25 protein-coding genes and 1 pseudogene are annotated in these 26,009 nt (G+C 68.8%); 13 read left to right on the top strand and 13 right to left on the bottom strand.

The features are described from left to right. Positions 1–65 precede the first annotated feature (65 nt). The 4 genes from CFB45_RS33320 (at position 66) to CFB45_RS33335 (ending at position 2,154) form a co-directional block, all read left to right on the top strand. Positions 66–341: a DUF1488 domain-containing protein gene (locus CFB45_RS33320; RefSeq protein WP_089429394.1), complete on the top strand. Its 276-nt coding sequence runs from the start codon at positions 66–68 to the stop codon at positions 339–341. 180 nt (positions 342–521) lie between these two features. Further along, positions 522–956 (top strand): Hsp20/alpha crystallin family protein, encoded by a 435-nt coding sequence (locus CFB45_RS33325; protein WP_089429395.1) that lies wholly within the window; start codon positions 522–524, stop codon positions 954–956. Between the two features lie 257 nt (positions 957–1,213). After that, positions 1,214–1,864 (top strand): BON domain-containing protein, encoded by a 651-nt coding sequence (locus CFB45_RS33330; protein WP_039353456.1) that lies wholly within the window; start codon positions 1,214–1,216, stop codon positions 1,862–1,864. A gap of 50 nt (positions 1,865–1,914) precedes the next feature. Further along, positions 1,915–2,154, top strand: coding sequence for a hypothetical protein (locus CFB45_RS33335; protein WP_089429396.1), 240 nt, complete (start codon positions 1,915–1,917; stop codon positions 2,152–2,154). A gap of 98 nt (positions 2,155–2,252) precedes the next feature. On the opposite strand, the gene CFB45_RS33340 is transcribed toward CFB45_RS33335, so the two are convergent. Genes CFB45_RS33340 through CFB45_RS33355 form a run of 4 tightly spaced genes read right to left on the bottom strand, consistent with a single transcriptional unit; the run spans position 2,253 to position 6,461 of the window. Then, positions 2,253–4,019, bottom strand: a complete 1,767-nt coding sequence (locus CFB45_RS33340) for a SulP family inorganic anion transporter (protein WP_089429397.1) — start codon at positions 4,017–4,019, stop codon at positions 2,253–2,255. After that, a complete protein-coding gene (locus CFB45_RS33345; RefSeq protein ID WP_089429398.1) occupies positions 4,016–5,050 on the bottom strand; it encodes an LOG family protein in 1,035 nt (344 codons plus the stop codon). Before CFB45_RS33345 ends, CFB45_RS33340 begins: the two co-directional genes overlap by 4 nt. Before the next feature lie 22 nt (positions 5,051–5,072). Beyond that, complete coding sequence (locus CFB45_RS33350) at positions 5,073–5,408, bottom strand: c-type cytochrome (RefSeq protein WP_089429399.1); 336 nt, start codon at positions 5,406–5,408, stop codon at positions 5,073–5,075. 51 nt (positions 5,409–5,459) lie between these two features. Further along, positions 5,460–6,461, bottom strand: a complete 1,002-nt coding sequence (locus tag CFB45_RS33355; protein ID WP_089429400.1) for an Acg family FMN-binding oxidoreductase — start codon at positions 6,459–6,461, stop codon at positions 5,460–5,462. Positions 6,462–6,635: 174 nt separating this feature from the next. Between CFB45_RS33355 and CFB45_RS33360 the strand changes: the two genes are divergently transcribed. Next, a complete protein-coding gene (locus CFB45_RS33360) occupies positions 6,636–7,625 on the top strand; it encodes a zinc-dependent alcohol dehydrogenase family protein (protein ID WP_089429401.1) in 990 nt (329 codons plus the stop codon). Between the two features lie 23 nt (positions 7,626–7,648). On the opposite strand, the gene fnr is transcribed toward CFB45_RS33360, so the two are convergent. From fnr to CFB45_RS33375, 3 genes are all read right to left on the bottom strand, one after another. Continuing rightward, complete coding sequence (gene fnr / locus CFB45_RS33365) at positions 7,649–8,422, bottom strand: fumarate/nitrate reduction transcriptional regulator Fnr (RefSeq protein WP_089429402.1); 774 nt, start codon at positions 8,420–8,422, stop codon at positions 7,649–7,651. A gap of 341 nt (positions 8,423–8,763) precedes the next feature. Next, positions 8,764–9,411, bottom strand: coding sequence for a response regulator (locus CFB45_RS33370; RefSeq protein WP_089429403.1), 648 nt, complete (start codon positions 9,409–9,411; stop codon positions 8,764–8,766). Further along, positions 9,408–11,402, bottom strand: coding sequence for a PAS domain S-box protein (locus CFB45_RS33375; protein ID WP_089429404.1), 1,995 nt, complete (start codon positions 11,400–11,402; stop codon positions 9,408–9,410). The genes CFB45_RS33370 and CFB45_RS33375 overlap by 4 nt, the downstream gene beginning before the upstream one ends. Before the next feature lie 248 nt (positions 11,403–11,650). On the opposite strand from CFB45_RS33375, the gene CFB45_RS33380 reads away from it, so the two are divergent. Further along, complete coding sequence (locus tag CFB45_RS33380; RefSeq protein WP_089429405.1) at positions 11,651–12,121, top strand: universal stress protein; 471 nt, start codon at positions 11,651–11,653, stop codon at positions 12,119–12,121. Between the two features lie 48 nt (positions 12,122–12,169). On the opposite strand, the gene CFB45_RS33385 is transcribed toward CFB45_RS33380, so the two are convergent. From CFB45_RS33385 to CFB45_RS33400, 4 genes are all read right to left on the bottom strand, one after another. Beyond that, the gene (locus CFB45_RS33385; RefSeq protein WP_089429406.1) at positions 12,170–13,003 is read right to left on the bottom strand and encodes a universal stress protein; all 834 of its coding nucleotides are present in this window, start codon (positions 13,001–13,003) and stop codon (positions 12,170–12,172) included. Then, positions 13,000–13,503: a universal stress protein gene (locus CFB45_RS33390; protein WP_089429407.1), complete on the bottom strand. Its 504-nt coding sequence runs from the start codon at positions 13,501–13,503 to the stop codon at positions 13,000–13,002. Before CFB45_RS33390 ends, CFB45_RS33385 begins: the two co-directional genes overlap by 4 nt. 69 nt (positions 13,504–13,572) lie before the next feature. Beyond that, positions 13,573–14,772 carry an acetate/propionate family kinase gene (locus CFB45_RS33395; protein ID WP_089429408.1) on the bottom strand — a complete coding sequence of 400 codons (1,200 nt, stop codon included), beginning with the start codon at positions 14,770–14,772 and terminating at the stop codon, positions 13,573–13,575. 8 nt (positions 14,773–14,780) lie between these two features. Then, positions 14,781–15,620, bottom strand: a complete 840-nt coding sequence (locus CFB45_RS33400) for a universal stress protein (protein ID WP_089429409.1) — start codon at positions 15,618–15,620, stop codon at positions 14,781–14,783. Between the two features lie 153 nt (positions 15,621–15,773). Between CFB45_RS33400 and CFB45_RS33405 the strand changes: the two genes are divergently transcribed. The 5 genes and pseudogenes from CFB45_RS33405 to CFB45_RS33425 all read left to right on the top strand — a co-directional run bounded on the left by CFB45_RS33405 (position 15,774) and on the right by CFB45_RS33425 (position 19,518). Then, the gene (locus tag CFB45_RS33405) at positions 15,774–16,310 is read left to right on the top strand and encodes a hypothetical protein (protein WP_047852880.1); all 537 of its coding nucleotides are present in this window, start codon (positions 15,774–15,776) and stop codon (positions 16,308–16,310) included. After that, positions 16,300–17,046 carry a beta-ketoacyl-ACP reductase gene (locus CFB45_RS33410; RefSeq protein WP_089430094.1) on the top strand — a complete coding sequence of 249 codons (747 nt, stop codon included), beginning with the start codon at positions 16,300–16,302 and terminating at the stop codon, positions 17,044–17,046. Before CFB45_RS33405 ends, CFB45_RS33410 begins: the two co-directional genes overlap by 11 nt. Further along, positions 17,043–17,327 (top strand): annotated as a pseudogene (locus tag CFB45_RS33415) (poly-beta-hydroxybutyrate polymerase N-terminal domain-containing protein); the annotation flags it as partial. The gene CFB45_RS33410 and the pseudogene CFB45_RS33415, both read left to right, overlap by 4 nt. A 116-nt stretch (positions 17,328–17,443) precedes the next feature. Then, the gene (locus tag CFB45_RS33420; protein WP_089429410.1) at positions 17,444–18,436 is read left to right on the top strand and encodes a bifunctional enoyl-CoA hydratase/phosphate acetyltransferase; all 993 of its coding nucleotides are present in this window, start codon (positions 17,444–17,446) and stop codon (positions 18,434–18,436) included. Between the two features lie 41 nt (positions 18,437–18,477). Then, entirely contained in the window at positions 18,478–19,518 is a 1,041-nt protein-coding gene (locus CFB45_RS33425; protein WP_089429411.1) for a zinc-dependent alcohol dehydrogenase family protein, read from the top strand. Positions 19,519–19,589: 71 nt separating this feature from the next. Here CFB45_RS33425 and CFB45_RS33430 read toward each other — a convergent pair whose 3' ends face one another. After that, entirely contained in the window at positions 19,590–20,993 is a 1,404-nt protein-coding gene (locus tag CFB45_RS33430) for an MBL fold metallo-hydrolase RNA specificity domain-containing protein (protein ID WP_089429412.1), read from the bottom strand. A 520-nt stretch (positions 20,994–21,513) separates the two neighbouring features. Between CFB45_RS33430 and CFB45_RS33435 the strand changes: the two genes are divergently transcribed. Together CFB45_RS33435 and ftsH are read left to right on the top strand one after the other, a co-directional pair. Then, positions 21,514–22,161, top strand: coding sequence for a BON domain-containing protein (locus tag CFB45_RS33435; RefSeq protein WP_089429413.1), 648 nt, complete (start codon positions 21,514–21,516; stop codon positions 22,159–22,161). Positions 22,162–22,204: 43 nt separating this feature from the next. Continuing rightward, positions 22,205–24,118 (top strand): ATP-dependent zinc metalloprotease FtsH, encoded by a 1,914-nt coding sequence (gene ftsH, locus CFB45_RS33440; RefSeq protein WP_089429414.1) that lies wholly within the window; start codon positions 22,205–22,207, stop codon positions 24,116–24,118. Positions 24,119–24,148: 30 nt separating this feature from the next. Here the strand turns inward: ftsH and CFB45_RS33445 are convergent, their stop codons facing one another. After that, positions 24,149–25,942, bottom strand: coding sequence for an adenosylcobalamin-dependent ribonucleoside-diphosphate reductase (locus tag CFB45_RS33445; RefSeq protein WP_089429415.1), 1,794 nt, complete (start codon positions 25,940–25,942; stop codon positions 24,149–24,151). Between the last annotated feature and the right edge of the window lie 67 nt (positions 25,943–26,009).

Genomic DNA, 26,009 nt, shown 5'->3' on the forward strand with positions numbered 1-26,009 from the left:
GGCCGCCATGCACGCAGCGCCGCCAGCCGGCGCCTGCCCGTGCGCAACCTGCCGAGGTGACCATCATGCAGATCTCGTTTCCTTCCGAACATCCGACGTATTGCGGCCTGGATCCGGCACTGACCTTTCCGGCGCTGGTCGAAGGCCACCGCGTGCGCTGCGCGATTACCGCGGAAGCGCTGGAGGATCACTTCCGCGCGGCGTCGCCGTGCGAGCAGGATCTCGTGGATGCGTTTGCCCGCCACCGTCCCGCGATCGAGCGCGCCGCACGCTGCCTGCTCGAGGAGATGGGCGGGCGGCCGATTCTGCTTCACAGCGGCTATTTCCGGTTCTGCACGTGAGCGCCCGCAGTCGTTGACGCGCATCAAGCGCGTGCCGATACGGGCACTTACGCTGGAATCCTGATGATCGTTCGTCCGTTGTGCGGCACACGGTGCCGCGCCAATCCGGTCTTCATCATGGCGTCGCGCGGGCGGGACGAACGCGCGGGCCGCTTGTCTATCGTTCAAGGAGTGCGAACCATGAGCAATGTCACGCGTTACGATCCGTTTTCGATCGAACCCGTCGCCGACCTGTTTCAGGGGCTGTTCAGGCCGCTGCGCGGAATGACGCTGACGGACGAGCCCGATCTGGCCTCGATGAAGATCGACGTGACGGAAAGCGACGAGGCGTACAAGGTCAACGCGGAACTGCCGGGCGTCGCCAAGGACGACATCGACGTCCAGGTGACGGGCAGCACCGTATCGATCCACGCGAAGATCGAGCGCAACCAGGAGCAGAAGGAGGGCGAACGCGTGATCCGGCGCGAGCGCTACAGCGGTGCGATCAGCCGCTCGTTCTCGCTGTCGGGCGAGATCGACGACGCGAACGCGACGGCGACTTACCAGGACGGCGTGCTGTCGCTGACGCTCCCGAAGAAGGCGCCGGTCGCGCAGAAGAAACTGGCCATCAGCTGATCGGAGAGCAGGCAGCGGGCGATGCGGGCACGCGTCGTCCGAACGGAGATACCGGCGCGCGGAGCGATCCGCGCGCCGTTTCATTGTGGCGGTCGCGCGAACGCCTGCGCATTCGATCCGGTGCCGCCGGCGCGGGAGCGCTCCGTCTGCGCGTCGGGCGGCGTCCGTTGACCTGCATCAGCGATCCCCGGCCGCGCGTGTGCAACTCTGGAGATGTGCGGCGGACTGGCGCGCCGCGGCTCACAGGAGTGCAGGCGATGAAGACCGACAAGCAGTTGAAGCAGGACGTTCAGGACGAACTGGAGTCCGACCCGGCGATCGACGCGACACGTATCGGTGTCGAGGTGGTCAACCGGATCGTGACGCTCTCGGGTCATCCGCCGAGCTATGCGGAGAAGCTGGCGATCGAGCGGGCGGCGAACCGCGTGGCCGGCGTCAAGGCGCTCGTCGTCGACATGACCGTGCATCTGCCGGACGACGACGTCCGCACCGACGAGGACATCGCGAACGCGGTGCGTTCGGTGCTGCACTGGACGGTCGGGCTGCACGACGACGCGGTGAAGGTGCAGGTCGAACACGGCTGGATCACGCTGTCCGGCAGGGTCGAATGGGCGTACCAGAGCCACCTCGCCGTGCGGGCGATCTCGCAGATGCGCAGCGTGACCGGCGTGACCGACCATATCGCGGTGCAGGGGACGATCGGTTCGGCCGACATCGGCGGCAACATCAAGCGCGCGATCATGCGCCATGCGGAGCGCGAGGCGAAGCACATCGCGATCGAGGTGCGCGACGGCACGGTGCGGCTGTCCGGCAAGGTCGGCTCGTTCTCCGAGCGCAAGGCCGTGCGCGGGGCGGCATGGTCGGCGCGCGGCGTGCGCGCCGTCGTCGACGATCTGGTCGTCGAGTAACGCCGGCAAGCGGCAACCGGATGCGCAGTGCGCGCGGAAAGGGGAATCAAATGACATTGTCAGGCGAGGTGCACGACGCGGACTGGTCGGTGGCGATCGAGACGATCGTCGCCGGAACGGGCGGCTATCGTTGCAGGATCCACGTGACGCTGGTGTCGCCGGAGGGCGCGTGCGAGCGTACGTTCGCGCACAGCCGGACCCACGGCACCGAGCGCGAAGCCGCGATCGACGGGCTGCGCGTCGGGATGACGTGGGTCGAAATGAGGAAGTCGAACACGTTCACGGTGTGAGGTCGCGGCGCCCGTGCACGTGTCGCACGGGTGCCGGCGTTTCGTTCGCCACGCGACGCAACCGGCGTCGCATCGCGTGTGCATCGACATCGACGTGCCTAGCCGTCCGACCGATCACGGGTGGCACGCGGCAGCGCCGCGCGCGGGACCGGTTCGTCGTCGCGTGCATGTCTGCGTTGCCGCCCGACATGATGCGCGACGGCGTCGGTCACGGTCGGGAAGAAACTGGCGCGACCGAACACGTCGAACAGCCCGTAGGCGCGCAGGCGATCCTTCACCGGGCCCTTCATTTCCGCGAAGTCCAGCGCGATCTTCCGTTCCCGGAGTTCCTCGCCCAGCATCACGAGCCGGTCCGCGGCGCTGATGTCGATATCGGTGACGGGCTCGGCCGCGATGACGACGCGCGCAACCGGTGGCGCGGACTTCGCGATCGCCGCGTGCAGATGCTCGCAGAAAATCTCGACGTTCGCGTAGAAGAGCGGCGCATCCCAGCGGAACAGCAGGAGCCCCGGTATCGGCACGGCGTCCGGATGCCGCGCGACGTCGTGATAGCCGCGCACGCCGGCGAGCCGGCCCAGCACCGCATCGTACGGATGCCACGCGCGCCACACGAACGACAGCAGCGACAGCGCGCTGGCGAGCAGGATGCCGGGCACGACGCCCATGCCGATCACGCCGGCGAAGCACAGCACCGAAATCAGGCATTCGCCGCGGCGCATCCGGTACAGCCGCACGACGCTGCGGACGTCCGCGATGCCGAACGCCGCGTAGATCACCACGGCGGCCAACGCCGCGCGCGGGACGAGGGTCAGCAGCGCCGGGGCGGCGGCGAGCAGGAGCGCGATGCAGGCCGCCGCGACCAGATTCGTGACCTGGCTTTGCGCACCGGCGGCAATCGCGACGGGCGTGCGCGATGCGCTGCTGCTGACCGCGCACCCGTGCATCACGCCGGCCAGCAGATTGGCGGCGCCCAGAGCGACCAGTTCCTGGTTGCGGTCCGGTGTGTCGCCCGCGCGAGTGGACAGTGCGCGCGACAGCATGCTGATGTCGGCGAACGACACCAGCGCGACGGCGATCGCGCCGGACGCAAGCGCGACCAGATCGGCGACGGAGACGGCCGGCAGATGCGGCACGGGCGCACCGGCAGGCAGGGCGCCGATCGTGGCCACGCCGTGCAGCCGCGGCACCTGCGCGATGACGGTTGCCGCCAGCACCGCGATCAAGACGCCGGGCGCACGCGGCATCATGCGTTTCATCAGAAAAATGGTGGTGAGCGTACCGATGCCGAGCGCGGTCGCGGCAATGGAAAACCGGTGTGCGTTGAGCGCCTGCACGATGCGCGGCACGCTGGCGAACACGTCGCCGCCCGATACCTGCATGCCCAGCAGTTCCGGCAACCGGCCGATCGCGAGCGCAATGGCGATGCCGTTCAGGTAGCCGTACTGGATCGGACGCGACAGCAGATCGGTGACGAAGCCGAGGCGGAGCGCGCCGAGCAGGATGCAGATCGTGCCGGCCAACAGCGCCAGCGCGCCGGCGAGCGCGATGGCGCGCTGCGGATCGTGACCGGCGAGCGGGGCGATGGCGCCGGCGATCAGCGCGGCCAGTGCCGAATCCGGGCCGAGGACGAGGATCCGGCTCGGGCCGAGCAGCGCATACGCGAGCAACGCGGCGATCGACGCATGGAGCCCCGTGATGGCGGGCAGGCCGGCCGCCTCGGCATAGCTCATGCCGACGGGCACCAGCACGGCCGACAGCGCGATGCCCGCATAGAGATCGCGCGAGAACCATGCGCGCCGGTAGTTCGCGAGCATGGTGAAGCCCGGGAACAGGTGGGCAACGCGGGCGGAAAGCGGCCGGTTCATTGCGGCTTCGGCTTCGGCTTCGGCGTCGTGCGGCGGCGCACCGGCCGCGCCGTGCGCCGCCGCGCATACCAGCCGCCGATCGCGTGCCAGATGTCCGGGGCGGATTCGCAGTACGTGAACAGGTCGAGATCGGCGCGAGCGATCATCCCTTCGTCGGCGAGGAAGGCCAGATCCACCGCGCGGCGCCAGTACGCTTCGCCGACGAGGATGACCGGCAGCGGCGGGATCTTGCGCGTCTGCAGCAGCGTCAGGACTTCGAACAGCTCGTCGAACGTGCCGTAGCCGCCGGGGAAGAATACCGCCGCCTTCGCGCGTTCGAGCAGGTGCAGCTTGCGGATCGCGAAATAGTGAAACCGGAAGCAGAGACCGGGCGTGATGTACGGATTCGGTGCCTGTTCGCGCGGCAGCTCGATGTTGAAGCCGATGCTCGGCGCGCCGCGCTCGTATGCGCCGCGATTGGCGGCCTCCATGATGCCCGGGCCGCCGCCGGTGACGATGGCGAGCCGCGCGGCGCGCGTGCACCGGTCGGCGTGGCCGACGATGCGCCCGAATTCGCGCGCGACGCGGTAATACACGCTGTGCTCGACGAGCCGGCTCGCCGCCGCGACGGCGTGACGCCGGCCCGCATCGTGCGGCCGCGCCGCGAGCAGGCGATTGGCTTCGTTCAGCCGCGCGTTCGCGACGGCCGGGGCAACGATGCGCGTGCTGCCGTAGATCACGACGGCATGGCCGATGCGTTCGTTCTGCAGGCGTTCCTCGGCCTTCCAGTAGTCGAGTTGCAGCCGGATGCCGCGCATGCCCGCGCGCTGCAGGAGGGTGGCATCGTCGTCGGCGGGCGTGCAGTCCGGACGGTTGGCGAGACGCGGCGCGCGATGCGGGATGCGCTGGACGCGGTCGTTGCCGACGATCGCATCGGGCCGTGTGCGAGCGCGTTTGCCGGGCGCGGCCGCCGACGTCAGGCCGGCTGCGGCACGGCGGCGCACTCCACCTCGCGCGGTACCGACGGGAACGCGTTTGACGACGGTCGACATGAGCGGCTGGCTGGCGGGCCGGTTACTGGCTCAGCACCCATTGCACGAGCTGGTGCGCGTCGTCGGCGGACAGCGGGCCGCCGCGATCCTCGGCGGATGGCATCGGCGTGTCGCCCCAGTGCATGCGGCCGCCGACGCGCAGCTTGCGTTCCAGTTCAGGCGCGGCGGCCGGATCGCCGCGGTAGCGCTGCGCGATGTCGTGGAACGACGGCCCGAGGAACGTCATGTCGGACGTGTGGCAGAACATGCAGTGCTGCGCATTGACGAGATCGGTCGGCTCGGGCACGGCCGTCTGCGCGGCGGCCGGGTTGGCCGCCGTGACGGTCACGCAGAAGGCGGCGCAACGCAGGAGGTTCATGATTTTTTCCTCGTCCGGATCAGAAAGGCCGCGCCGTGCCGCCGGGCGCGATCACGAAACGACTTCGTCGAGCGGGCGACGCGGCGAGTGCGGCGTATGCGGGCCGTGCCCGACACGCAATAGCAACTGCGGTTCGCCGTGCAGCCCGAGCATGTGACGCAGGTGGGCGCGCAGCTCGGTCGTCTCGATCGGCTGGTTCAGGTACGACGCCGTATAGCCTGCGCGCGTCGCGACGAGCAGGACGCGCTCCAGCGCCTGTCCGGCGGCGAGCCACGCGTCGCGATCGTCGCGCACGGTCGAGATGCATACGACCAACGGCGACGCGCCGACGAGCTGGTGATGCAGCGCGGCCAGTCCGTTACCGAGATCGAACGTCCGTACCGCCATCGTCACGACGGGCGCCGCGAAGTCCAGCAGCGTCGGCACGCCGGCCGCGAACGCCGGCATGCCGTCGACGTGGCGGCGCGGATCGATCCAGCTCGCCAGTTCGCGCCTGAAGCGCGGGTCCGCGAACTGCTCCTGATCGGCCTCTGCAACCAGCTCGGCCACCCGTGCGCGATGCGCGATCGAGTCGACGCAGGTGATCTCGGCGCCTTCCGCGACACCGGCCGCGATCAGCTCGCGCTGCAGCGTGTCCGGAACAGCCGTCGATTCGAACGGCGCACGCGTCGTGACGCGCTCCGGAATCGCATCGAACAGCGCGCCGAGCGACGCGTCGGAATAGCCGTCGTCGCACACCCGGACCAGCGCCAGCAGATCGGGATCGATGTCGGACGGGAACGTGCTGATCGTGTGGGCGAGCCCGGCGTGATCGAGCGCGACGCGCAGGTTGAGCAGGGCCGCACCGCAGCTGATGAGCAGCTCGCGATCGAACGGATCGATGACGGGCAACGCGCGCACGCGATCCGCGCAGACCGCGATCGTGGGGCCGTCGACGATGAACCGCCACGGCTGCGAGTTGTGGCTGGACGGGGCCAGCACCGCGTAGGCCAGCAGCGACCTCAGATGTGCTTCAGGGTGGGCGCTTGCGGCTAGTGGGGGAACGGATACCATTCGATCATCTCCTGGTCGCCACACGGGGGGCGTCATGTCACTTCATCGTGTCAGCAACCGTCTGTCCGCCGTTGACCCACATCAAGCGCCCGTCACCGGGCCATGCGTTCGGGGCGCGGAGCGACTAGCGTGGAGAGGTGACGCGCACGAACATGCGTGCGCGGGGAGGCGAGCATGTTTGCGATGATGTTTGACGGCACGACACAGCATCTGCGCGAGGCGCGCGTGCCGGACCCGTTGCCGGCGGCGGGCCAGTTGCTGATCGACGTACACGCATGCGGCGTATGCCGGACCGATCTCCACGTCGTTGACGGCGAGCTTGCGCATCCGAAGCTGCCGCTGATCCCGGGGCACGAGATCGTCGGCACGGTGCGTGCGCTCGGCGCGGGCGTGACGGGCTTCGTCGTGGGCGACCGCGTCGGTGTGCCGTGGCTCGGCTTGACGTGCGGCCATTGCGCGTATTGCACGACGGGCCGTGAGAATCTGTGCGACAGCCCGGGATTCACCGGCTATACGATCGACGGCGGCTATGCGGAGTGCACCGTCGCCGACCACCGGTATTGCGTGCATCTGCCGCAGCGCTACACCGATCTCGAAGCTGCGCCACTGCTGTGTGCCGGCCTGATCGGCTATCGAACCTTGCGCATGGCGGGCGATGCACGGCGCATCGGCATCTACGGCTTCGGTGCGGCAGCGCATCTCGTCGCGCAGGTCGCGCATATCGAGGGACGCAAGGTGTTTGCGCTGACGAAGCCGGGCGATACCGTGGCGCAGCAGCTGGCGCGTTCACTCGGTGCCGCGTGGGCCGGCGGCAGCGACGAAGCGCCTCCCGAGGCGCTCGACGCCACGCTCATCTTCGCGCCGGTGGGGGCACTGGTGCCGACAGCGCTTCGCGCGGTCGACAAAGGCGGGATCGTCGTATGCGGCGGCATCCACATGAGCGACATACCGGGCTTTCCGTACGCGTGGCTGTGGGGCGAGCGCCGTATCGTGTCGGTCGCCAACCTGACGCGCGCGGATGCGGTCGAATTCATGCGGGTCGCCGATACGATGCCGCTGCGGGTCGAGGCCGTGCGCTATGCGCTGACCGACGCGAACCGTGCGCTCGACGACTTGCGCTCGGGGCGTTTGTCGGGGGCGGCGGTGCTCGCCATGCGCGGCTGATGCGCCCGCCGCACACAGCGAGGTCAGATTTGCCCGAGGCCTTCCGGATCGACGATGCGGATCTGCTTGCCTTGCGCCGCGACGAGCCCCTTGTGCTGGAACTTCGACATCATCCGGCTGACGGTTTCGAGCTTCATCCCGAGATATTCGCCGATCTCGTCGCGCGTCATCCGCAGCACGAACTCGGCGGCCGAGTAGCCGCGCGCCTTGAAGCGGGTGGAAAGGTTCAGCAGGAACGCGGCCACGCGCTGTTCGGCGGTCATCGTGCCGAGCAGCAGCATCAGCGCGGATTCGCGGACGATTTCGCCGCTCATCATCTGGTACACGTGATGCTGCATCGGCCGCACTTCGCGGCACATCTGCTCGAGCTGGCCGAACGGGATGATGCAGACGGTGCTGTCCTCGAGCGCGATCGCGTCGCCGTTGTGGTGCCCGGTGTGCACGCCGCCGAGCCCGAGCGATTCGCCGACGATCTGGAAGCCGGTGATCTGCTCGTCGCCGTCGCGATGCATCACGATGGTCTTGAACGACCCGGTCCGGACCGCATAGATGCTGTTGAACGTGTCGCCTGCGCGAAACAGCGTTTCACCGCGCCGGACGTGCCGCGTCGTGCAGATCATCGCGTCGACACGCGCGAAATCGTCAGGCGAAAGGTCGGCCGGCATGCAGACGGTACGCAACGCGCACGTCGAGCAACGGGACGCGGCGCGCTTCGGCTGGTCCACCCGTTCGACGGAATGCAGCGGAATGAACGGGCGTAACGGCATGGTCGGCGAGACTTCGGCATGGCTCTGCATGATCGGCTCCAGTGCTTGGGGCGGCGGCGAATCGCTGTCGTGCAGGTTCGCGCTGGCCGTCGTATCGGCGGCCCCGGCGTCTGCCGCCTACCTGATGGGGAACCACACCGGAGGGCCAGGAGACCGGTACGCCGGTCTCGATGGTGATGCGGCCTTTGCTCCGGGAGGCACGCTTGCTTGTTTTTCTTGATACGCAGTATGGACGGCGCGCGCCGCGACGGAAATCAGCCGCAATTGAAGATGCGGTAGGACACGCGGAAGGGTTGTAGGACGTTTCCTACAGAGGCGCGGCATCCTGGCGGGGCGACGCGGGGGCGCACCGGTCGTGCGCCGGAGCCGCATCAGAGATCGTCCGGGTCGTCGAACAGCTTGTGACGCATCGCATAGCGCACGAGCGCCGTGTCGTTCGGCATCTGCATCTTATCGAGAATCCGCGTCTTGTACGTGCTGACCGTCTTGACGCTGACACAAAGCGCTTCCGCGATCTCGGAGATCGACTCGCCGGTGGTGACGCGCCGGAACACGTCGAACTCGCGATCGGACAGGCGCTGGTGCGGCAGGAGATCGGTCGGCTCGTTCAGGCTCTGCGCGAACTGCTCGGCCATCGTCAGGCTGACGTAGACGCCGCCGGCCGCGATCTTGGTCAGCGCCGCCACCAGCTCGGCGCTCGCGCTCTCCTTGGTCATGTAGCCGGACGCGCCGGCGCGGAACGCGCGCACCGCGTATTGCTGCTCGGCATGCATTGTCAGCACGAGGATATGCAATGCCGGTTTCTCGTCCTTGATCTGCTTGATGAGTTCGACGCCGTTTCGGCCCGGCATCGACAGGTCGAGCACCAGGACATTCGCGGGGGTGTCCCGCACGAGCGCGATCGTGGATGCACTGTCGCTCGCTTCGCCCGCGACTTCGAAGCCGCTCGCGCTCTGCAGGATGTGCCGCAGGCCGTCCCTGACGAGGGCGTGGTCGTCGGCGATGAGTACCCTGATCATGACAGCACATCTCCTTGCTGGATGGCATGAAGCGGTAGCGCCACGGTAATCGTGAACCCCGTTCCGGGCCGGTTGTCGATCGTCACCGTGCCGTCGAGCATGTGCGCGCGTTCACGGATGCCGATCAGCCCGAACGACGGACGATCGCGCTCGTCGTGCGTGTTTTCCGGGGCGCCGTGGCCGTTGTCCGCGATGCGCAGCACGCAGTAGCCGTCTTCCACTTTCAAGGCGAGCGTCACCTGCGTCGCATCGGCGTGGCGCGCGACATTGGTGAGCGCTTCCTGCACGATGCGGAACAGCGTCGTGGCACCGGCGCTGGTGAACGCGGTATCGACGGGGGCGATGTCCCGGTCGACCGTGATCCGGTAGCGATGCGTGAAATCATTGACCAGCCACTCGATCGCCGGGATGAGGCCCAGGTCATCGAGCATCACCGGCCGCAGATCGGCCGCAATGCGTCGAACCGACGCCACGGTCGAATCGATCAGGCGATGCATGCCGCCCAACTGCTCGCGCACGCCGGTGTGAGGGGCGACGACGCCCGCGAGCCCCAGTTCGACGGCGGAGAGATCCATCTTGAGCGCCGTGAGTTGTTGGCCGAGGTCGTCGTGCAGTTCACGCGCAATCCGCGTTTTTTCTTCCTCGCGCACATTCTGCAGGTTGGCGGACAGGTCGCGCAGTTCCTCGCGTGACTGCTTGAGGGCATTTTCCGCCCGGACGCGCTCGGTGACGTCGCGCAACATGACCGTGTACAGCTTGCCGGTGCCGTCGCGAATCTGCGAGATCGACGCCTCGATCGGAAACTCCGAACCGTCGCCGCGCAGGCCGAACAGCACGCGCTGCTGTCCCATCTGCCGCTCGGTCACGCCCGTCACGCCGAACTGTTCGACGTGCCGCGTGTGCGCGGCGCGGAAGCGCTCGGGGATGAAGCGGGCGAGCGGCGCGCCGATCGCCTCCATTGCCGAGACGCCGAACACGCGTTCCGCGGCCGGATTGAAGATCACGATCGTCTGGCCTTCATCGACGGTAATGATCGCTTCCATCGATGACCGGATGATGCCCATCATCCGGGCCTCGGTCGGCTGGCCGTCGCCGCCGGGGACGGCGCCCGACATTTGCCTGACGGCGCCCTGCCGAACGAGGGCGGCCAGTATCAGCGACAGCGCGATTCCGGCCACCATCACGGCCGTCGCGGATCCGGACGTGTCGGCGGGCGGCGCACTGTAGCGCAGCGAGAGCGGTGTGCCGCCGAACGTCAACGTATCCGTTCGCGTGAGCATGTCGCGGGCGACGGTGGCGTCGTCGCCGCTGAACCCGCCGGAATAGATGGGGGCCGCCGGGTTGTCGGCTGTGATTTTCATGTGCAGACGTTCCAGGACCGACGGATCGACAAGACGCTCCGGATCGAGCGCCGCATAAACATATCCGGTCGCGCGCGCATGCTGCGGCCCGGACGAAGCCCCGTCTTCAGCGTTCGCATAAATCGGCAGATACAGCGTCAGCGCCGTGCGGGCGATCGTCGTGTCCGCGCTGTCCTGGATCGCGTTCGCGGCCAGCGCGGTCTTGCCGGTTTCCGCCGCGCGCTGCAGCGCCCGCCGGGTCGCCTGATTGTCGTCGTCGGCGCTCGGCTCGATTCTTCCAATGCTGCGGACGGGCGACTGCAAACCGTCCAGATTGAGACTGGCGAGGTAGCGGTGCCATGCGTCGCCGGATTGAGGCATGGCCAGCGTCGATGCGAAGCCGCGTGCGCCGCGCAACACGGTAGCGGCGCCGAGGAGGCTGCGCCGGAGGTCGGCCGTCGCAAGCGTCGCCGATTGCGCGAAGCGTGCCTGGGCGGCTTCCTGCCCCCGGGTCTGTAGATGCCGGGCGCAGGCAAATGACGCAGCCAGGCCGAGCGCCAGCGTCAGCAGCGCGGCCAGGGTCGCGTATCGCGCAGGCCGAATCCTGCGCGGATCCGGCCCGGCCTTGAAGGAGGGCGCATTGACTGTCATGGCCGTTCATCCTGACGGATTTTTCCGGCGGCTGGCGGGCGGCTGGCCGGGCGCGAGGCACGAAACGCGGGGCGGGCCGAAACGGTGATGTCGCCCGAAATTGTGCGCGTTTTGTCTGCGTTCGCCAATCGAGACCGATGCGTATGCCGGTTGCCGTGCCGGCTTGACCGGCGTCAACCGGATGACGCGCGTCGGGCCCAGACTGGTGTGGCATGCCGGTCGAAACCCGACGGCACCAGGGAGGCATCATGTATGCAAGGATCTTCGCGGCACTCGACGGCAGCCGCAGTTCGCGGCTGGCGCTCGACGAGGCGATCGCGCTCGTCCGCGATTCAGGCGGCCTGATCGTCGCCGTGTGCGTGGTATCGGACGCGCCTCGACTGACGGACGTCGACAGCGGTTATATCGACCAGCGCGATCCGGCGGGGCTGGATGCGGACAGGGCCGCGATCGCGGTGGCGGACGCGGAGACCGCGTTTCGCCTGTGCGGCGTGCTCGGCACCGCGCACACGATCGACGCGTGCGGCGAGGATGTCTCGTCCGTGCTGGCGCGAGCTGCCGCGGAATGCGACGCCGACCTGATCGTGATGGGCACGCACGGACGCCGCGGCGTGCGCCGCGCGGTGCTCGGCAGCGTCGCCGAATCGCTGGTGCGCACCGCGGACCGGCCGGTGCTGGTCGTGCGTGAAGGGCAGGGCGCGTGTGCGGCCGTGTTGTGACGAAAGAGGGCAGCCGCGGGCGGCTGCCCCGTCGTCTTGCGTGCGGTGTCAGTGCGACAGCAGTACCGGTACCGTCATCGTCTCGAGGACGGTGCGCGTCGCACCGCCCAGCACGCGCTCGTGCATGCGCGCATGGCTGTACAGGCCCATGACGAGCAGATCCGCATGCAGGTCGGTTACCCGGTTCAGCAGCGTCGCGCCGACACCGACCGACCGGTCGCGCGGCGTCGTCGAGAACGATGCGCGCACGCCGTGCCGTTCGAGATACGCGGCCACGTCGACGCCCGCCGGCGTCTTGTCCGGATCGGGCTGACCGCGCACGACCGTCTCGACGTTGACGAAGCGCGCGCGCGCGAGCAGCGGCAACGCATCGGCCATCACACGGGCGGCTTCGCGCCCGCCGTCCCAGCCGATCAGGACGTTCTCGCCGATCGTCCGCACGTCGCCCGCGTAGGGCACGACGATCGCCGGACGGCCGCTGCCCATCACGAGATCCTCGACGAAATGACGCGCCACGTAGGTCATGCGATCGTCCGGGTCCTCCTGGCCGAGTATCAGCAGATCGACGTGGCGCGCGTGCAGAATGGCGGCGGCGGTCGGGTCGCCGGTTGGCGCCTGCCATTCGACGCTGCGTCCCGCGCGCTCGGCGGCCATCAGGAATCTTTCTTCGGCCTCCTTGCGCCGCTGGTCGCACAGGCGCTCGTAGACGGCCAGCTTCAGCGGCTCGTCGGGCCGCCGCAACGGTTCGAAGAGATCCTGGCAGACCACGTAGAGGCCGATCAGATGCGCATTCCAGCGTGCCGCGAGGTCGAGCGCGAGGTCGACGCGGGTCGCGCAGCGCTCGCTGTCGTCGAGGTGGACGAGCAGGGTCTTGTAGCTCATGACGGCTCCTTTTCGGTGGATGCGGCGGTGGTCTCGGCAGGTTTGCCCGACGGGCAGCCCGCCGGAATCATCAGCACCGGGCACGTGGCCAGGCGCAGCACGCGCTCGGCCACGCTGCCGAGGAAGAGGCGCTGGACCCCGCGTCGGCCGTGCGTGCCCATGATGATCAGGTCGGCCTCGAGTTCGTTGGCAAGACTGACGATCCGGTGCGGGATGTCTTCGCCTGCCGGCGCGACGTTGGAGATCTGCGGCGTGCCGGCGACGTCGCGCGCCTTCAGGCGCCGCGCCGCGTCCTCGGTGACGCGCAGCCCTTCTTCACGAAAGGCGTCGACCAGGATCGACGGGTCGTAGCCGTACATGTCGTACGCCGGCACCAGGAAATCGACGACGTAGACGGGAGTCAGTCGGGCACCCGTCTCCGACGCGATAGCCAGCGCGGCGTCGAGTGCACGGGACGACGTGTCGCTGCCGTCGAGTGCAACCAGAATGTTCGAGAACATGGCATGTCCCTTGAACGGAGGTGGATGAGATCATCATCGGCGCGTGCGCGCCAATCGCGCTGATCTGGATCAAGCGTCGCGGTTGGCGCGCAGCACCCCGACCGCGGCGCGCGAGGCGATCCACGCTTCGTTGGTCGGCTCGACGACAACCGTGACCGCGCTCGATGCGGACGACACGACCTGCGCATGGTCCGCGTTCGCGCCCACGTCGATGTCGATGCCGAGCCAGGCGAGCGCCGCGCAGATCCGCTCGCGCAACATGGCCGAGTGCTCGCCGATGCCGGCCGTGAAGACCAGCATGTCGAGGCCGCCGAGCAGCGCGACGAGCGCACCGGCTTCGCGCACGATGCGGTGGACGTAGAGTGTCAGCGCATCGCCGGCGAATGCATCACCGGCGGCTTCGCACGCCAGCAGCACGCGCGGATCGCCGGAAGCGCCCGACACGCCCTTGAGGCCCGACTCGTGATAGAGCATGTGGCCCAATGCGTCGGTGGACAGCTTGCCGGCCTCGAGCAGGTGCAGCACCACGCCGGGATCGAGGGTTCCGCAGCGCGTGCTCATCATCAGCCCGTCGAGCGCCGAGAAGCCCATCGTCGTCGCGACGCTGCGGCAGCCGCGCATCGCGCACAGGCTGGCACCGCTGCCGAGATGGGCGGCGATCACGCGGCCGTGCGCACGCGCGCCGAACCGCTCGTCGAGCGCGACGGCCAGGTATTCGTACGACAGACCATGGAACCCGTAGCGGCGCACGCCCTGGTCGAACCATGCATGCGGCAGCGGCAGCAATTGCTCGGCGCGCGGCAGTGTGTGATGAAACGCGGTATCGAACACGGCCACCTGCGGCACGTCGGGAAACGCGTCGCGCAGCGCGTCGATCGCATCGAGGCAGTGCGGTTGATGCAACGGCGCGAGCGGCGTCAGCGTGCGAAGCGCGTCGAGCACCGCGTCGTCGACGACGACCGGGTCGACGTACCGGGCACCGCCATGCACGACACGGTGTGCAATGGCGCCGAGCGCGATATGCGGCAGCTGCACGCGGATCCACATCGCGACCTGCGCGAGCACCGCGCGGTATGGATCGCCCGTGCGCAGCGGCAGCGTGCCGCCCGGGGCGGCGTCGAAGCGGATCGACACGCCGTTGCCGGTTTCGATCGCTTCACCCTCGTGCAGCGGCCGCCGCGCGGGATTCCCGTGCGGCGGATACGCGAACACCGCGAATTTCACGCTCGACGAACCGGCATTGACGACGAGCAGCGCGAGCGTACGCATCGATCGATTCAGTGCGACATCAGCACCGGGAGCGTCATCGACGCGAGCACAGTGCGCGTGGCGCCTCCCATGATCAGTTCATGCCAGCGCGGATGCCCGTACGCGCCCATGACCAGCAGGTCGGAACCCGTTTCGTAAGCGCGCGACAGCAGCGTGTCGCCGACCGACGCGCCGGTACCGGTGTCGATATCGAGCACGTTCACGTCGCGCGCATGGCGCGCCAGCATCAGCGCGGCGTCGGCGGCCGGAATGCGTGTAGTCGCCGCTTCCGAATCGCCGTCGACCACGGCGACGACCGTCGTGCGCTTCGCATGCTCGAGAAACGGGAGCGCGTCGTGCGCGGCGCGGGCGGCTTCGCGGCTGCCGTCCCAGGCGACGAAGACCCGTTCGCCGATTGACGGGAATTCACCGGTGTACGGCCAGAACAGCACCGGCCGACCGGCGGACAACACGAGGTTCTCCGGAAACTGGTCGTCGATGTAGGTTTCGGGATCGTTCGGGTCGCTCTGGCCCGCAATCACGAGGTCGGCAAGACGGGCGGCACGCGGCACGGCCACATTCGCGCGCTCGTCCGCGCGAACCCAGGTGGCCGGCACTTTGGCCCGCGCGGTTTCCGCATGGAACAGGCGCTCCAGTGCGCCGAGCCGCTCGTCGCGTTGCTCGCGGTGCGCGCGGAAATAGTCTGCGGAACCGGCCATCACGTAGAACGAATGCGGCTCCGGCGTGTAGACCGCGAACAGCCCGGTGAGATGCGCACCGAAGCGCCGGGCAAGACGCAACGCCAACTCGAGACGCGAATGCGCGCGGGCGCTCGTATCGAGGTGTACGACCAGGCTTTTGTAGCTCATCGGAATCGCTCCATCGACGGGTGATCCGCCAGTGCAATTCAGTCTACGAAGCAGGGTTTCCGCGTGCTTGACTCAGATCAACGGGTGCCGTGCGCCACGGCCGCACAGTGAAGTGGACGCCCATTCACCGACCGGATCGAAGGAGGGAAGACGATGAGCCCCCAGGCTTTGACCACACCGAACGACGCTTGCCGCGCGGGTTGCGATCTCGCGTTGCGCATGGCCGTGCTGGCTCGCGACTGGCAGCACGAATGGCACGCGCTGGCAGGGCGGCGCATCGAGCGGGACCGCGACGCGGTGCGCGGCCTGCAGCAGGCGCTGACCGCGACGAACGAGTGGACGGCGTTCGGCGAGGCGGCCCGGCATGTGATGCGCGACTACACGATCGCGACCGTCGCGATCTGGCAGGACGCCACCGAGCTGTGCATGCGCGGGCAGTTCGAGAGCGCGAGTGCGTGGCGCACGTGGCTGCGCGATTACGGCACCGGCGCGCTGTCGCGCTACCAGACCGACTGGTGGCCCGATCTCGGGCGGCTGGCCGTGGTCAACGAGGCGAGCATGCCGTGGCGCGACTGGATGGCCGCGTTCGAGCTCGGCATCACGGAAACCGTCGACGCGGGCGACGGGGCCGCGGACGTCCGGCGTCTCGATGGCCGCCATGCGGCGCAGGAGCACGATCATGCGCGCTGAGCGGGTTGCGTTCGTCACCGGCGGGATGGGCGGCCTCGGTGCCGCGATCAGCCGCCGCCTGCACGAGGCCGGCATGACGGTGGCGGTGTCGCACACCGAACGCAACGACCACGTCGCGACGTGGCTCACGCACGAGCGCGAGGCGGGCCGCACGTTTCATGCGTACGAGGTCGACGTGGCCGACTACGACTCGTGCCAGCACTGCGCGGCACGCGTGCTGGCTGAATTCGGGCGCGTCGACGTGCTCGTCAACAACGCGGGCATCACGCACGATGCCACCTTCGTGAAGATGACCAAGAGCATGTGGGATGCGGTGCTGCGCACCAATCTCGACGGCCTGTTCAACATGACGAAGCCGTTCGTGCCCGGCATGATCGACGCCGGCTTCGGACGGATCGTGAACATCGGGTCCGTGAACGGGGAGCGCGGCGCGTACGGGCAGGCGAACTACGCGGCCGCGAAAGCCGGTATCCACGGTTTCACGAAGTCGCTGGCGCTCGAACTTGCGCGGCACGGCATCACGGTCAACACGGTGGCCCCGGGCTACCTGGCCACCGCGATGCTCGAGTCGGTGCCGAAGGAAGTGCTCGACACGAAGATCCTGCCGCAGATTCCGGCCGGTCGCCTCGGCGACCCCGACGAAATCGCCGCGCTCGTCGCGTTCCTGTGTTCCGACGCGGGCGCCTTCGCAACCGGTGCGGAATTCGACATCAATGGCGGCATGTACTTGCGATGAAAGCGTCCGTCATCCGCGCGCCGCTCGTGCGCGAATCGAGGCAGCCGTCGGATCGGAACGGGCAGACGCCCGACCGGCGCCAATGCACGGCGCCCGAGGCAACACCCGCTGAAAAATGGAACCGCGCCGTGCATGCCATCGTCGCCGCGATGACCTTCGGGCTGTCGCCCGTGTCGCTGGCGCTGGCCCTGCTCGACTGGGGCGCTCACCTGGCGGTGTCGCCGGGCAAGTGCTTCGAACTCGCGACGCAGGCGTGGCTCGCGGCCGCGCCCGCGGTCGACGGATCGTGGTGGACCTGCTGGCGCGACTGGCTGCATGCGCGCTCGTCGGGTGACGTGCCGGCCCGCGCGCCGGCCGCCGGGCTCGCGGCGGCGCCGGGCGCCTACGTGCTCCAGACATGAACGGGCATCGGCATCCGGATCCGTGCGGCGGCGCGTGCCTGCCCGGCCTGCTGCCGCGCGCGGACGGCGCATGGCCCGGGCTGATCGCGCGGGCACGCAACGCAGCGCCGCTCGTCGTGGCCGTCGTGCATCCGTGCGATGCAACCAGTCTCGTCGCGCTGGCCGAACTCGCCGAGTCGCCGCTGGCGGCCGCGATCGAGCCGCTGATCGTCGCGCCGCGGGACAAGGTGCTGCGTGTCGCGCACGATGCGGGCGTCGATCTGTCGTCGTGGACGATCGAGGACGTGCCGCACAGCCATGCGGCGGCGGCCCGCGCGGTGGAACTCGCGGCGGCGGGCCGTGCCGGCGCGCTGATGAAGGGCAGCCTGCATACGGACGAGCTGATGGGCGCGGTCGTCGCGGCCGAATCGGGGCTGCGCACCGACAAGCGCATGTCCCACTGTTTCCTGATCGAGGCACCGGCGTATCCGCGTCCGTTCATCCTGACCGACGCGGCGGTGAACATCGCGCCGGACCTCGCGCAGAAGGCGGCCATCACGCAGAACGCGATCGACGTCGCGCATGCGCTGGGCGTGGCGTGCCCGCGCGTGGCCGTGCTGTGCGCGGTCGAGACCGTCAATCCGGCGATGCGCTCGACGCTCGACGCGGCGGCGCTCGCGAAGATGGACGAGCGCGGCCAGCTTACCGGCGCGATCGTCGACGGCCCGCTCGCGTTCGACAACGCGATCTCGCTGCGGGCGGCGCACGACAAGGGGATCGATTCGCCGGTCGCCGGCTGCGCCGACATCCTGGTCGTGCCCGATATCGAAGCGGGCAACCTGCTCGCGAAGCAGCTCGAATACCTGGGCGGCGCCGTCAGCGCGGGCATCGTCGTGGGCGCGCGCGTGCCGATCGTGCTGACGAGCCGCGCCGACGGCGCTGCCGTCCGGGTCGCGTCGTGCGCACTCGCGATGGTGCTGGCACAGGCGCGGCATGCGCCGCAGTCCTGATCAACGTACCCGCAACCCTTTCTTTCGATGGAGGAACCCCGATGAAAGCACTCGTCTACCACGGGCCCGGGCGCAAGGCGCTCGAGGAGCGGCCGATGCCGGAACTGCAGTCGCCCACCGACGCGCTCGTGCGCGTGACGCGCACGACGATCTGCGGCACCGATCTGCACATTCTCAAGGGAGACGTACCGACTTGCGAACCCGGCCGCATTCTCGGCCACGAAGGGGTCGGGATCGTCGAGCAGGTCGGTACCGCCGTCGATGCGCTGAAGCCGGGCGATCATGTGCTGATTTCCTGCATTTCGTCGTGCGGCCGCTGCGAATATTGCCGGCGCGGCCTGTATTCGCATTGCACGACCGGCGGCTGGATCCTCGGCAACCGGATCGACGGCACGCAGGCCGAGTACGTGCGCGTTCCGCATGCGCAGACGAGCCTCTACCGGATTCCGCCGGGCGCGGACGAGGAGGCGCTCGTGATGCTGTCGGACATCCTGCCGACCGGGTTCGAATGCGGCGTGCTGAACGGCAAGGTGCAGCCGGGCTGCTCGGTGGCGATTGTCGGCGCGGGCCCGATCGGGCTGGCGGCGCTGCTGACCGCGCAGTTCTACTCGCCCGCACAGATCATCATGATCGATCCGGACAGCAACCGGCTGGACGTGGCGCAGCGCTTCGGCGCGACCGATTGCATCGACGGCCGCACTGGCGACCCGGTGGCGGAAGTGATGAAGCTGACCGACGGGGTCGGCGTCGATTGCGCGATCGAGGCGGTCGGGATTCCGGCGACGTTCGAGATGTGCACGTCACTGGTGGCGCCGGGCGGCGTGGTCGCGAACGTCGGCGTGCACGGGGTCAAGGCCGACCTGCACCTCGAGAAGCTGTGGGATCGCAACATCTCGATCACGACCCGGCTCGTCGACACGGTCAGCACACCGATGCTGCTGAAGACCGTGCGCGCCGGGCGCCTCGATCCGAAACGCCTGATCACGCATCGGTTCTCGCTCGACGACGTCGAGCGCGCGTACGACACGTTCGGCCGCGCCGCGCAAACCCATGCGCTGAAGGTCATCATCGAAGTCGGTTGATGGCCGGGTAGCGCAGGGCGGGAACCGGCAGGCGACACCCGGTTCCCGCCACCGCACGGCGGGTCACGCCGTCAGGAGGAAAGCGCGGCCGGCGCGTGCGTGTCGCCGGATTCGACCGCATCGAGATCGACGCACTGCGCATACACCGGCACCTCGCACGGCCAGTGCAGCCGCTCCGCGATGCGCCGCCGCATCGCATCGGCCGCGGCCGGCTCGCCATGCGTGACGAAGGTCCGCACGGGCGCGCGCTGCATCGTGCCGAGCCAGCGGAGGATCTCCTCGTAGTCGGCATGCGCGGAGAGCGTCGTGATCGAATCGACCTGCGCGCGCACGCGCACGTACTCGCCGTGGATCTTCAATGTCGGCTCGTGCGCGGCCAGCGCCGCGCCGCGCGTGCCGGCCGCCTGGTAGCCGACCAGCGCGATCGTGTTGCGCGCATCGGGCGCGTAGCGGCTCAGGTGGTGCAGCACGCGGCCGCCCGTCGCCATCCCGCTGCCGGCGATGATGACCATCGGGCCATGATGGTCGGCAATCGCTTTCGACTGCTCGACCGAGCGGATCATCGTGGCCGCATGGCCGAGCGCGTTCGCGTCGGAAGGCGTCAGCCGGTGTTCGAGGATATGGTGACGATAGATCTCGGTCACGTCGGTGGCCATCGGGCTGTCGACGAATACCGGCACGCGCGCCATCCGGCCGGACGCCTTCAGCCGCGCGATGTAGTGCAGGATTTCCTGCGCGCGGCCGACCGTGAAGCACGGCATCACGACCACGCCGCCGCGCGCGAAGGTCTTGTCGAACAGCGCGGCGAGTTCGTTCTCGGGGTCCGATTCCGGATGCAGGCGGTCGCCGTACGTCGATTCGACGACCAGGTAGTCCGCATGCGCGGGCGCCAGCGGCGGCTGCATGATCGGGTCGTGATAGCGGCCGAGGTCGCCCGAGAAGGCCAGCACCTTGTGATCCCAGTGCATCACGACGCTCGCCGCGCCGAGAATGTGGCCGGCCGGCAGCAGGCGGAACGCCAGCCCGCCGCCGAGCGCCGTGCATTCGTCGAACGCGACGGGCTTCAGCAGGTGCAGCGCGTGCTGCGCATCGTCCAGCGTGTAGAGCGGTTGTGCCGGATGATGCTTCGAATAGCCGTGGCGGTTCGCGAAATCGGCTTCTTCCTCCTGCAGCCGCGCGCTGTCGCGCAGCATGATGTCGCAGAGTTCGGCCGTGGCCGCCGTGCAATACACCGGCCCGCGGAACCCTTCGCGCGCCAGCACCGGAAGATAGCCGGTATGGTCGATATGCGCGTGCGTGAGCACGACCGCGTCGAGCGTGTCGGGCGCGACCGGCAACGGGCTCCAGTTGCGCAGCCGCAGGTTCTTGGTGCCCTGGAACAGGCCGCAGTCGACCAGCACGCGCCGGTTGCCGTGCTCGACCAGGTATTTCGAGCCGGTCACGGTTTCGGTCGCACCGAGAAAAGTCAGTTTCATGGATCGCCTCACGGGAGTGGACGGAGCAGTGAGTCGATTACAGCGCGGATGCGCGCGAAGCGATTGATGGAAATCAGGGATTGCCGCATCCGTGCTCGGCTCGGCTCGGGCGAAGTTCGCCGTTCGGCCGTTGCGGCTCCGGGTTGACGTCAATCAACGTCCGGGCAGGACGGCGGCACCGCCGCGTGTCAGCCCGCGTCGCTCCGGCCGTCGAGTGCGACGATCATCAGCAGCACGGGAACGTGAGGCCGGCGGTCAGCGCGGGGAACGTCGTGCTGTCACGCGCGGGGTGTCGCGGGTTTCGCCGCGTCCGGCGTCGTGATCGTGTCGCGCTTTGCCGCGCGGTTGATTTGCATCAATGGACGCATCCGGCATTCGCGCACCCGGCGGCCACGGCCGCCGGCACGTCGTTGGTTGATCCTCGTCAAGCCACTGCCGCCGTCGTGCGCGATGCTGAAGCCGGTGAAGCCCCGTACCGATCGCGAATGTCGCGACCGGTACGGGGCGACGGGAGACCGACATGAAGTCCGATGCAGCACTCAAGCAGGATGTCGAGCAGGCGCTGTTCTGGAATCCGGCGATCGACGCGCGACGGATCGACGTCGACGTGCGCGACCGGGTCGTGACGTTGCGCGGCACGGTCGACAGCTGGGCCCAGAAGCTCGAAGCGCAGAAAACGGCGCTGCATGTCGAGGATGCGCGCGCGCTCGTGCTCGAACTGAGCGTCACACCGCCCGCGAACGCGTGCGCGGATCAGGAACTGGCGATCGCGATCACGTTCGCGCTCGGCTGGCAGGAGGCGCTGCGCGATCACAAGATCCGTGTTGAGGTCGACCACGGCTGCGTGACGCTCGACGGCGAAGTCGATCATGCATACCAGAGTCGGGCGGCGGAAAAGATGGTCAGCCGGATGATCGGCGTCGTCGGCGTCGCGAATCGCATCCGGGTGCGAACGGACAGCACGGTGCCGGACGTCGGCATCCGGATTGCCGAAGCGCTCGCGCGCCGCGCGCAGCGCGAATCCTCCGGGATCTCGATTGCCGACGACGACGGCATCGTCACGTTGACGGGCAAGGTCGCGTCGCTCGCCGAAAGGCGCGCCGCGTGCGGTGCGGCCGCGTCGGTCAGGGGCGTGCGCGAGGTCGTCGACCTGCTGACCGTTGCATGACGATGCATGAGCGGGCTCGCGCCCGCGGTGCCGGTTCGACGCCATGAAAAAATCATTCGATTACTCCGGGCTGCTGATCCCGTTCGTATTTGCCGCGCTGGTGGCGTATCAGCTGCTGATGGCCCAGCCGGCCACGACGTCGATCTCGTACAGCGACTTTCACCACCTGGTCGACGCGCGGCTCGTCGACGATCTGGACATCGGCCCGTCGTCGATTTCGGGCGTGCTGCGCATGCCGCAGGCCGGTGCGAACCTGCCGGCCTCCGACGCGGCCGCCGTGAAGAAGGCGGGCCCGCCGTGGCGCTTCACGACCAACCGGGTCGCCGACGATCGTCTCGTCGCCGAACTCACGGCCGCCGGCATCCGCTATCGCGGCGCGCCGGATTCGGGCTGGCTCGAGACGCTTGCCGGATGGATATTGCCGGTGATCGTCCTCGTGACGTTCTGGAGCTTCATGATGCGCAGGCCGGGCGGGGTCCGTGACCTGAGCGGCATGGGCAAGAGCCAGGCGCGCGTGTACGTGCAGCAGGAAACCGGCATCACGTTCGACGACATCGCCGGCATCGACGAGGCGAAGGCCGAGCTGCAGCAGATCGTCGCGTTCCTGCGCAACCCCGAACGCTACCAGCGGCTCGGCGGCAAGATCCCGAAAGGCGTGCTGATCGTCGGTGCGCCCGGCACCGGCAAGACGCTGCTCGCGCGTGCGGTGGCCGGCGAGGCGGCCGTGCCGTTCTTCACGATCAGCGGCTCGGCGTTCGTCGAGATGTTCGTCGGCGTCGGCGCGGCACGCGTGCGCGACCTGTTCGAGCAGGCAAAGCAGAAGGCGCCGTGCATCGTGTTCATCGACGAACTCGATGCGCTTGGCAAGGCGCGCGGCGTCGGCCTGATGTCCGGCAACGACGAGCGCGAGCAGACCCTCAACCAGCTGCTCGTCGAGATGGATGGCTTCCAGGCCAATTCGGGCGTGATCATCATGGCCGCGACGAACCGGCCCGAGATCCTCGATCCCGCGCTGCTGCGGCCCGGGCGCTTCGACCGCCACATCGCGATCGACCGGCCCGACCTGAACGGCCGCAAGCAGATCCTGGCCGTGCACACGAAGCGCGTGAAGCTGGCCCCGGAAGTCGACCTGGCCGAGCTGGCGCAGCGCACGCCGGGCTTCGTCGGCGCGGATCTCGCGAACGTCGTCAACGAGGCCGCGCTGCACGCGGCCGAACTCGGCAAGCCGGCGATCGGCATGGCCGACTTCGACGAGGCGATCGACCGCGCGATGACGGGCATGGAGCGCAAGAGCCGCGTGATGAACGACGAGGAAAAGCGGACCATCGCGTACCACGAGGCGGGGCACGCGCTCGTCGCGCAAAGCCGCGTGCATTGCGATCCGGTGAAGAAGGTGTCGATCATCCCGCGCGGCATCGCGGCGCTCGGCTACACGCAGCAGGTGCCGACCGAGGATCGCTACGTATTGCGCCGAAGCGAGCTGCTCGACCGGCTCGACGTGCTGCTCGGTGGCCGCGTGGCCGAGGAGATCGCGTTCGGCGACGTGTCGACCGGTGCGCAGAACGATCTGGAACGTGCGACCGCGCTGGCGCGGCACATGGTCATGCAGTACGGGATGAGCGAGAAGCTCGGTCTCGCGACGCTCGACGATGCGACGCCGCAGGGCGGTTCACCCGGCGTGTGGACGCCGGGCGACGGCCGGTGCAGCGAACACACCGCGCAGTTGATCGACGAGGAGGTGCGCGCGCTGCTCGAAGACGCGCACGTGCGGGTCGCGGCGACGCTCGGCGAGCATCGCGACGCGCTCGAACGGGTCGCGCGGTGCCTGCTGCAGCACGAATCGGTCGATCACGACACACTGGTGGCGCTCATGACGCCGCCGGACGACGGCATCGGCCCGCCCGAACCGGCGCACGCCGATGCGGAGCCGGCCACGGCCACGGACACGTCGGCCTGACCGGCTGGCGGCCACCGTCGATCAGTCCGCTCAACAGCCGATGCAGACCGCGCCGTCGCGTCGTTGCGCCGTATCGTCGGTGACGACCGATGCGAGCCGCGGATCGGGCCGAAACACGGTGATGCCCTTGAGCCGGTCGCGCCACGCCGCGAAGAACAGCGCGTCGACCTGCGCGAGCGAACACTGGCTGTCCATCGTCACGGTCTTCGAGATGCCGGCGTCGACGCAGGGTTGAAGCACCGCAAGCATCGCGACGTGATCGATCGGTGCGATCTCGCCCGCGCTGGAGAAGTAGTCCGGCAGCGCGACGCCGTCGCCATGCAGTGCGCGAAACAGCCGGTACGCATGGTTCTGCACCCGGAACGCGCGCACCTGGCCGTCCGCCGTGCGAACCATCCGGCGCTGGGTCCAGCCGACGGCCGGTTCGATGCCGTTCGAACAGTTGTCGCAGAACGCGAGACTCACGCTGCCGGCCGGCGCGAACGACAACAGATGGCTGTTGCGCAGCCCGTGCCGCTGGATCGCGTGATGCACCTTCAGCGGCAGCCGCATGCGGTAGGCGGGGCCGGTCAGGTAAGCGGCCGGATCGTACGCGGGAAACGCGCCGCGCTCGGCGGCCAGCGCGGCCGATGCGGCAAACGCATGCTCGCGCATCGTCAGCGCGATGCTGCGCGCACATGCGCGCGCCTCGACGCTGTCGTAGCGCAGCCGCAGCATCGTCAGCGCGTCGCCCAGGCCCGTCACGCCCACCCCGATGCGCCGCGTCCGATGCGCTTCGCGTGCATGGGCGGCGAGCGGCCACGCGGTCAGGTCGAGCACATCGTCGAGCAGGCGAACCTGGATGTGCACCGCGTCGGCCAGCGCCGCGAAATCGAAGCGCGGCTCGCCGTCGATGCCGAACGGATGGTGCACGAACCGCGACAGGTCGACCGGCCCCAGCACGCAGCTGCCGTAGGGCGGCAGCGGCTGCTCGCCGCACGGGTTCGTCGCGTCGATCCGTTCGTGCTCGCGCAGCGGATTCGCGTCGCGGATCGTGTCGAGGAACAGCAGCCCGGGTTCGGCACTGTCGCGTGCGGCGTTGACGATCGCCTGCCACACCTTGCGGGCGGGAACCGTCGCATGAAGGTAGCGCCCGTCCGGCCGCCGGGGCGACGCGCTGGCGGCTGCATGGCGCGGTGCGTGATGGACGAGCGCCCAGGGCAGGTCGTGCGCGACTGCTTCCATGAACGCGTCCGTGATGCCGACGGACAGGTTGAAGGTCGGCCAGCGCGCCCGCCCGTGCTTGGCCGTGACGAACGCGAGCAGGTCCGGATGATCGCAGCGCAGCACGCCCATCTGCGCGCCGCGACGCGGGCCGGTGAACGGCAACGCGCGGCACATCGCATCGAATCGGTCGATCGCCGCGCATACGCCGCGTTCGGGCGACAGGCGCCGTTCGTACGCGCCGGCGGGCGGCACCGGCGAGAAGTCGTAGCCGATTCCGCCGCCCATCAGCAGCGTGAGCCGCGCGTCGTCGAGCGCCTGCGCGAGCGCCGCATCGACGCCCTGCAGCAGCATGTCCTCCGGAACTGCGAGCGGATGGACGAAGCAGTTGACCATCGTGCCGCCCGTCGTCGCGCCGGCATTCGCCATGATGCGGCCGGCGCCGATCGCGCCGCGCTGCAGGTTCTGGAAGAACGTGCGCTCGGCCTGGGCGCGCAGAGCGGGCGGCTCGGCGAGCGACAGTGCACGGGCGACACGCTGGAAGACGGCCGCGCGCGACGTTTCGCCGGGCTGCGCATAGCGTTCGGCAAACACGGTGGTGCAAAGCGGCTGCTCGTCCATGGCGGGGCTCGGCGACGACGGATGACCTAATGTAAAGGCCTGCCCGCCCGCGTCGTTGATCGAGCGC

This window comes from Burkholderia sp. HI2500, assembly GCF_002223055.1.
GTDB lineage: Bacteria > Pseudomonadota > Gammaproteobacteria > Burkholderiales > Burkholderiaceae > Burkholderia.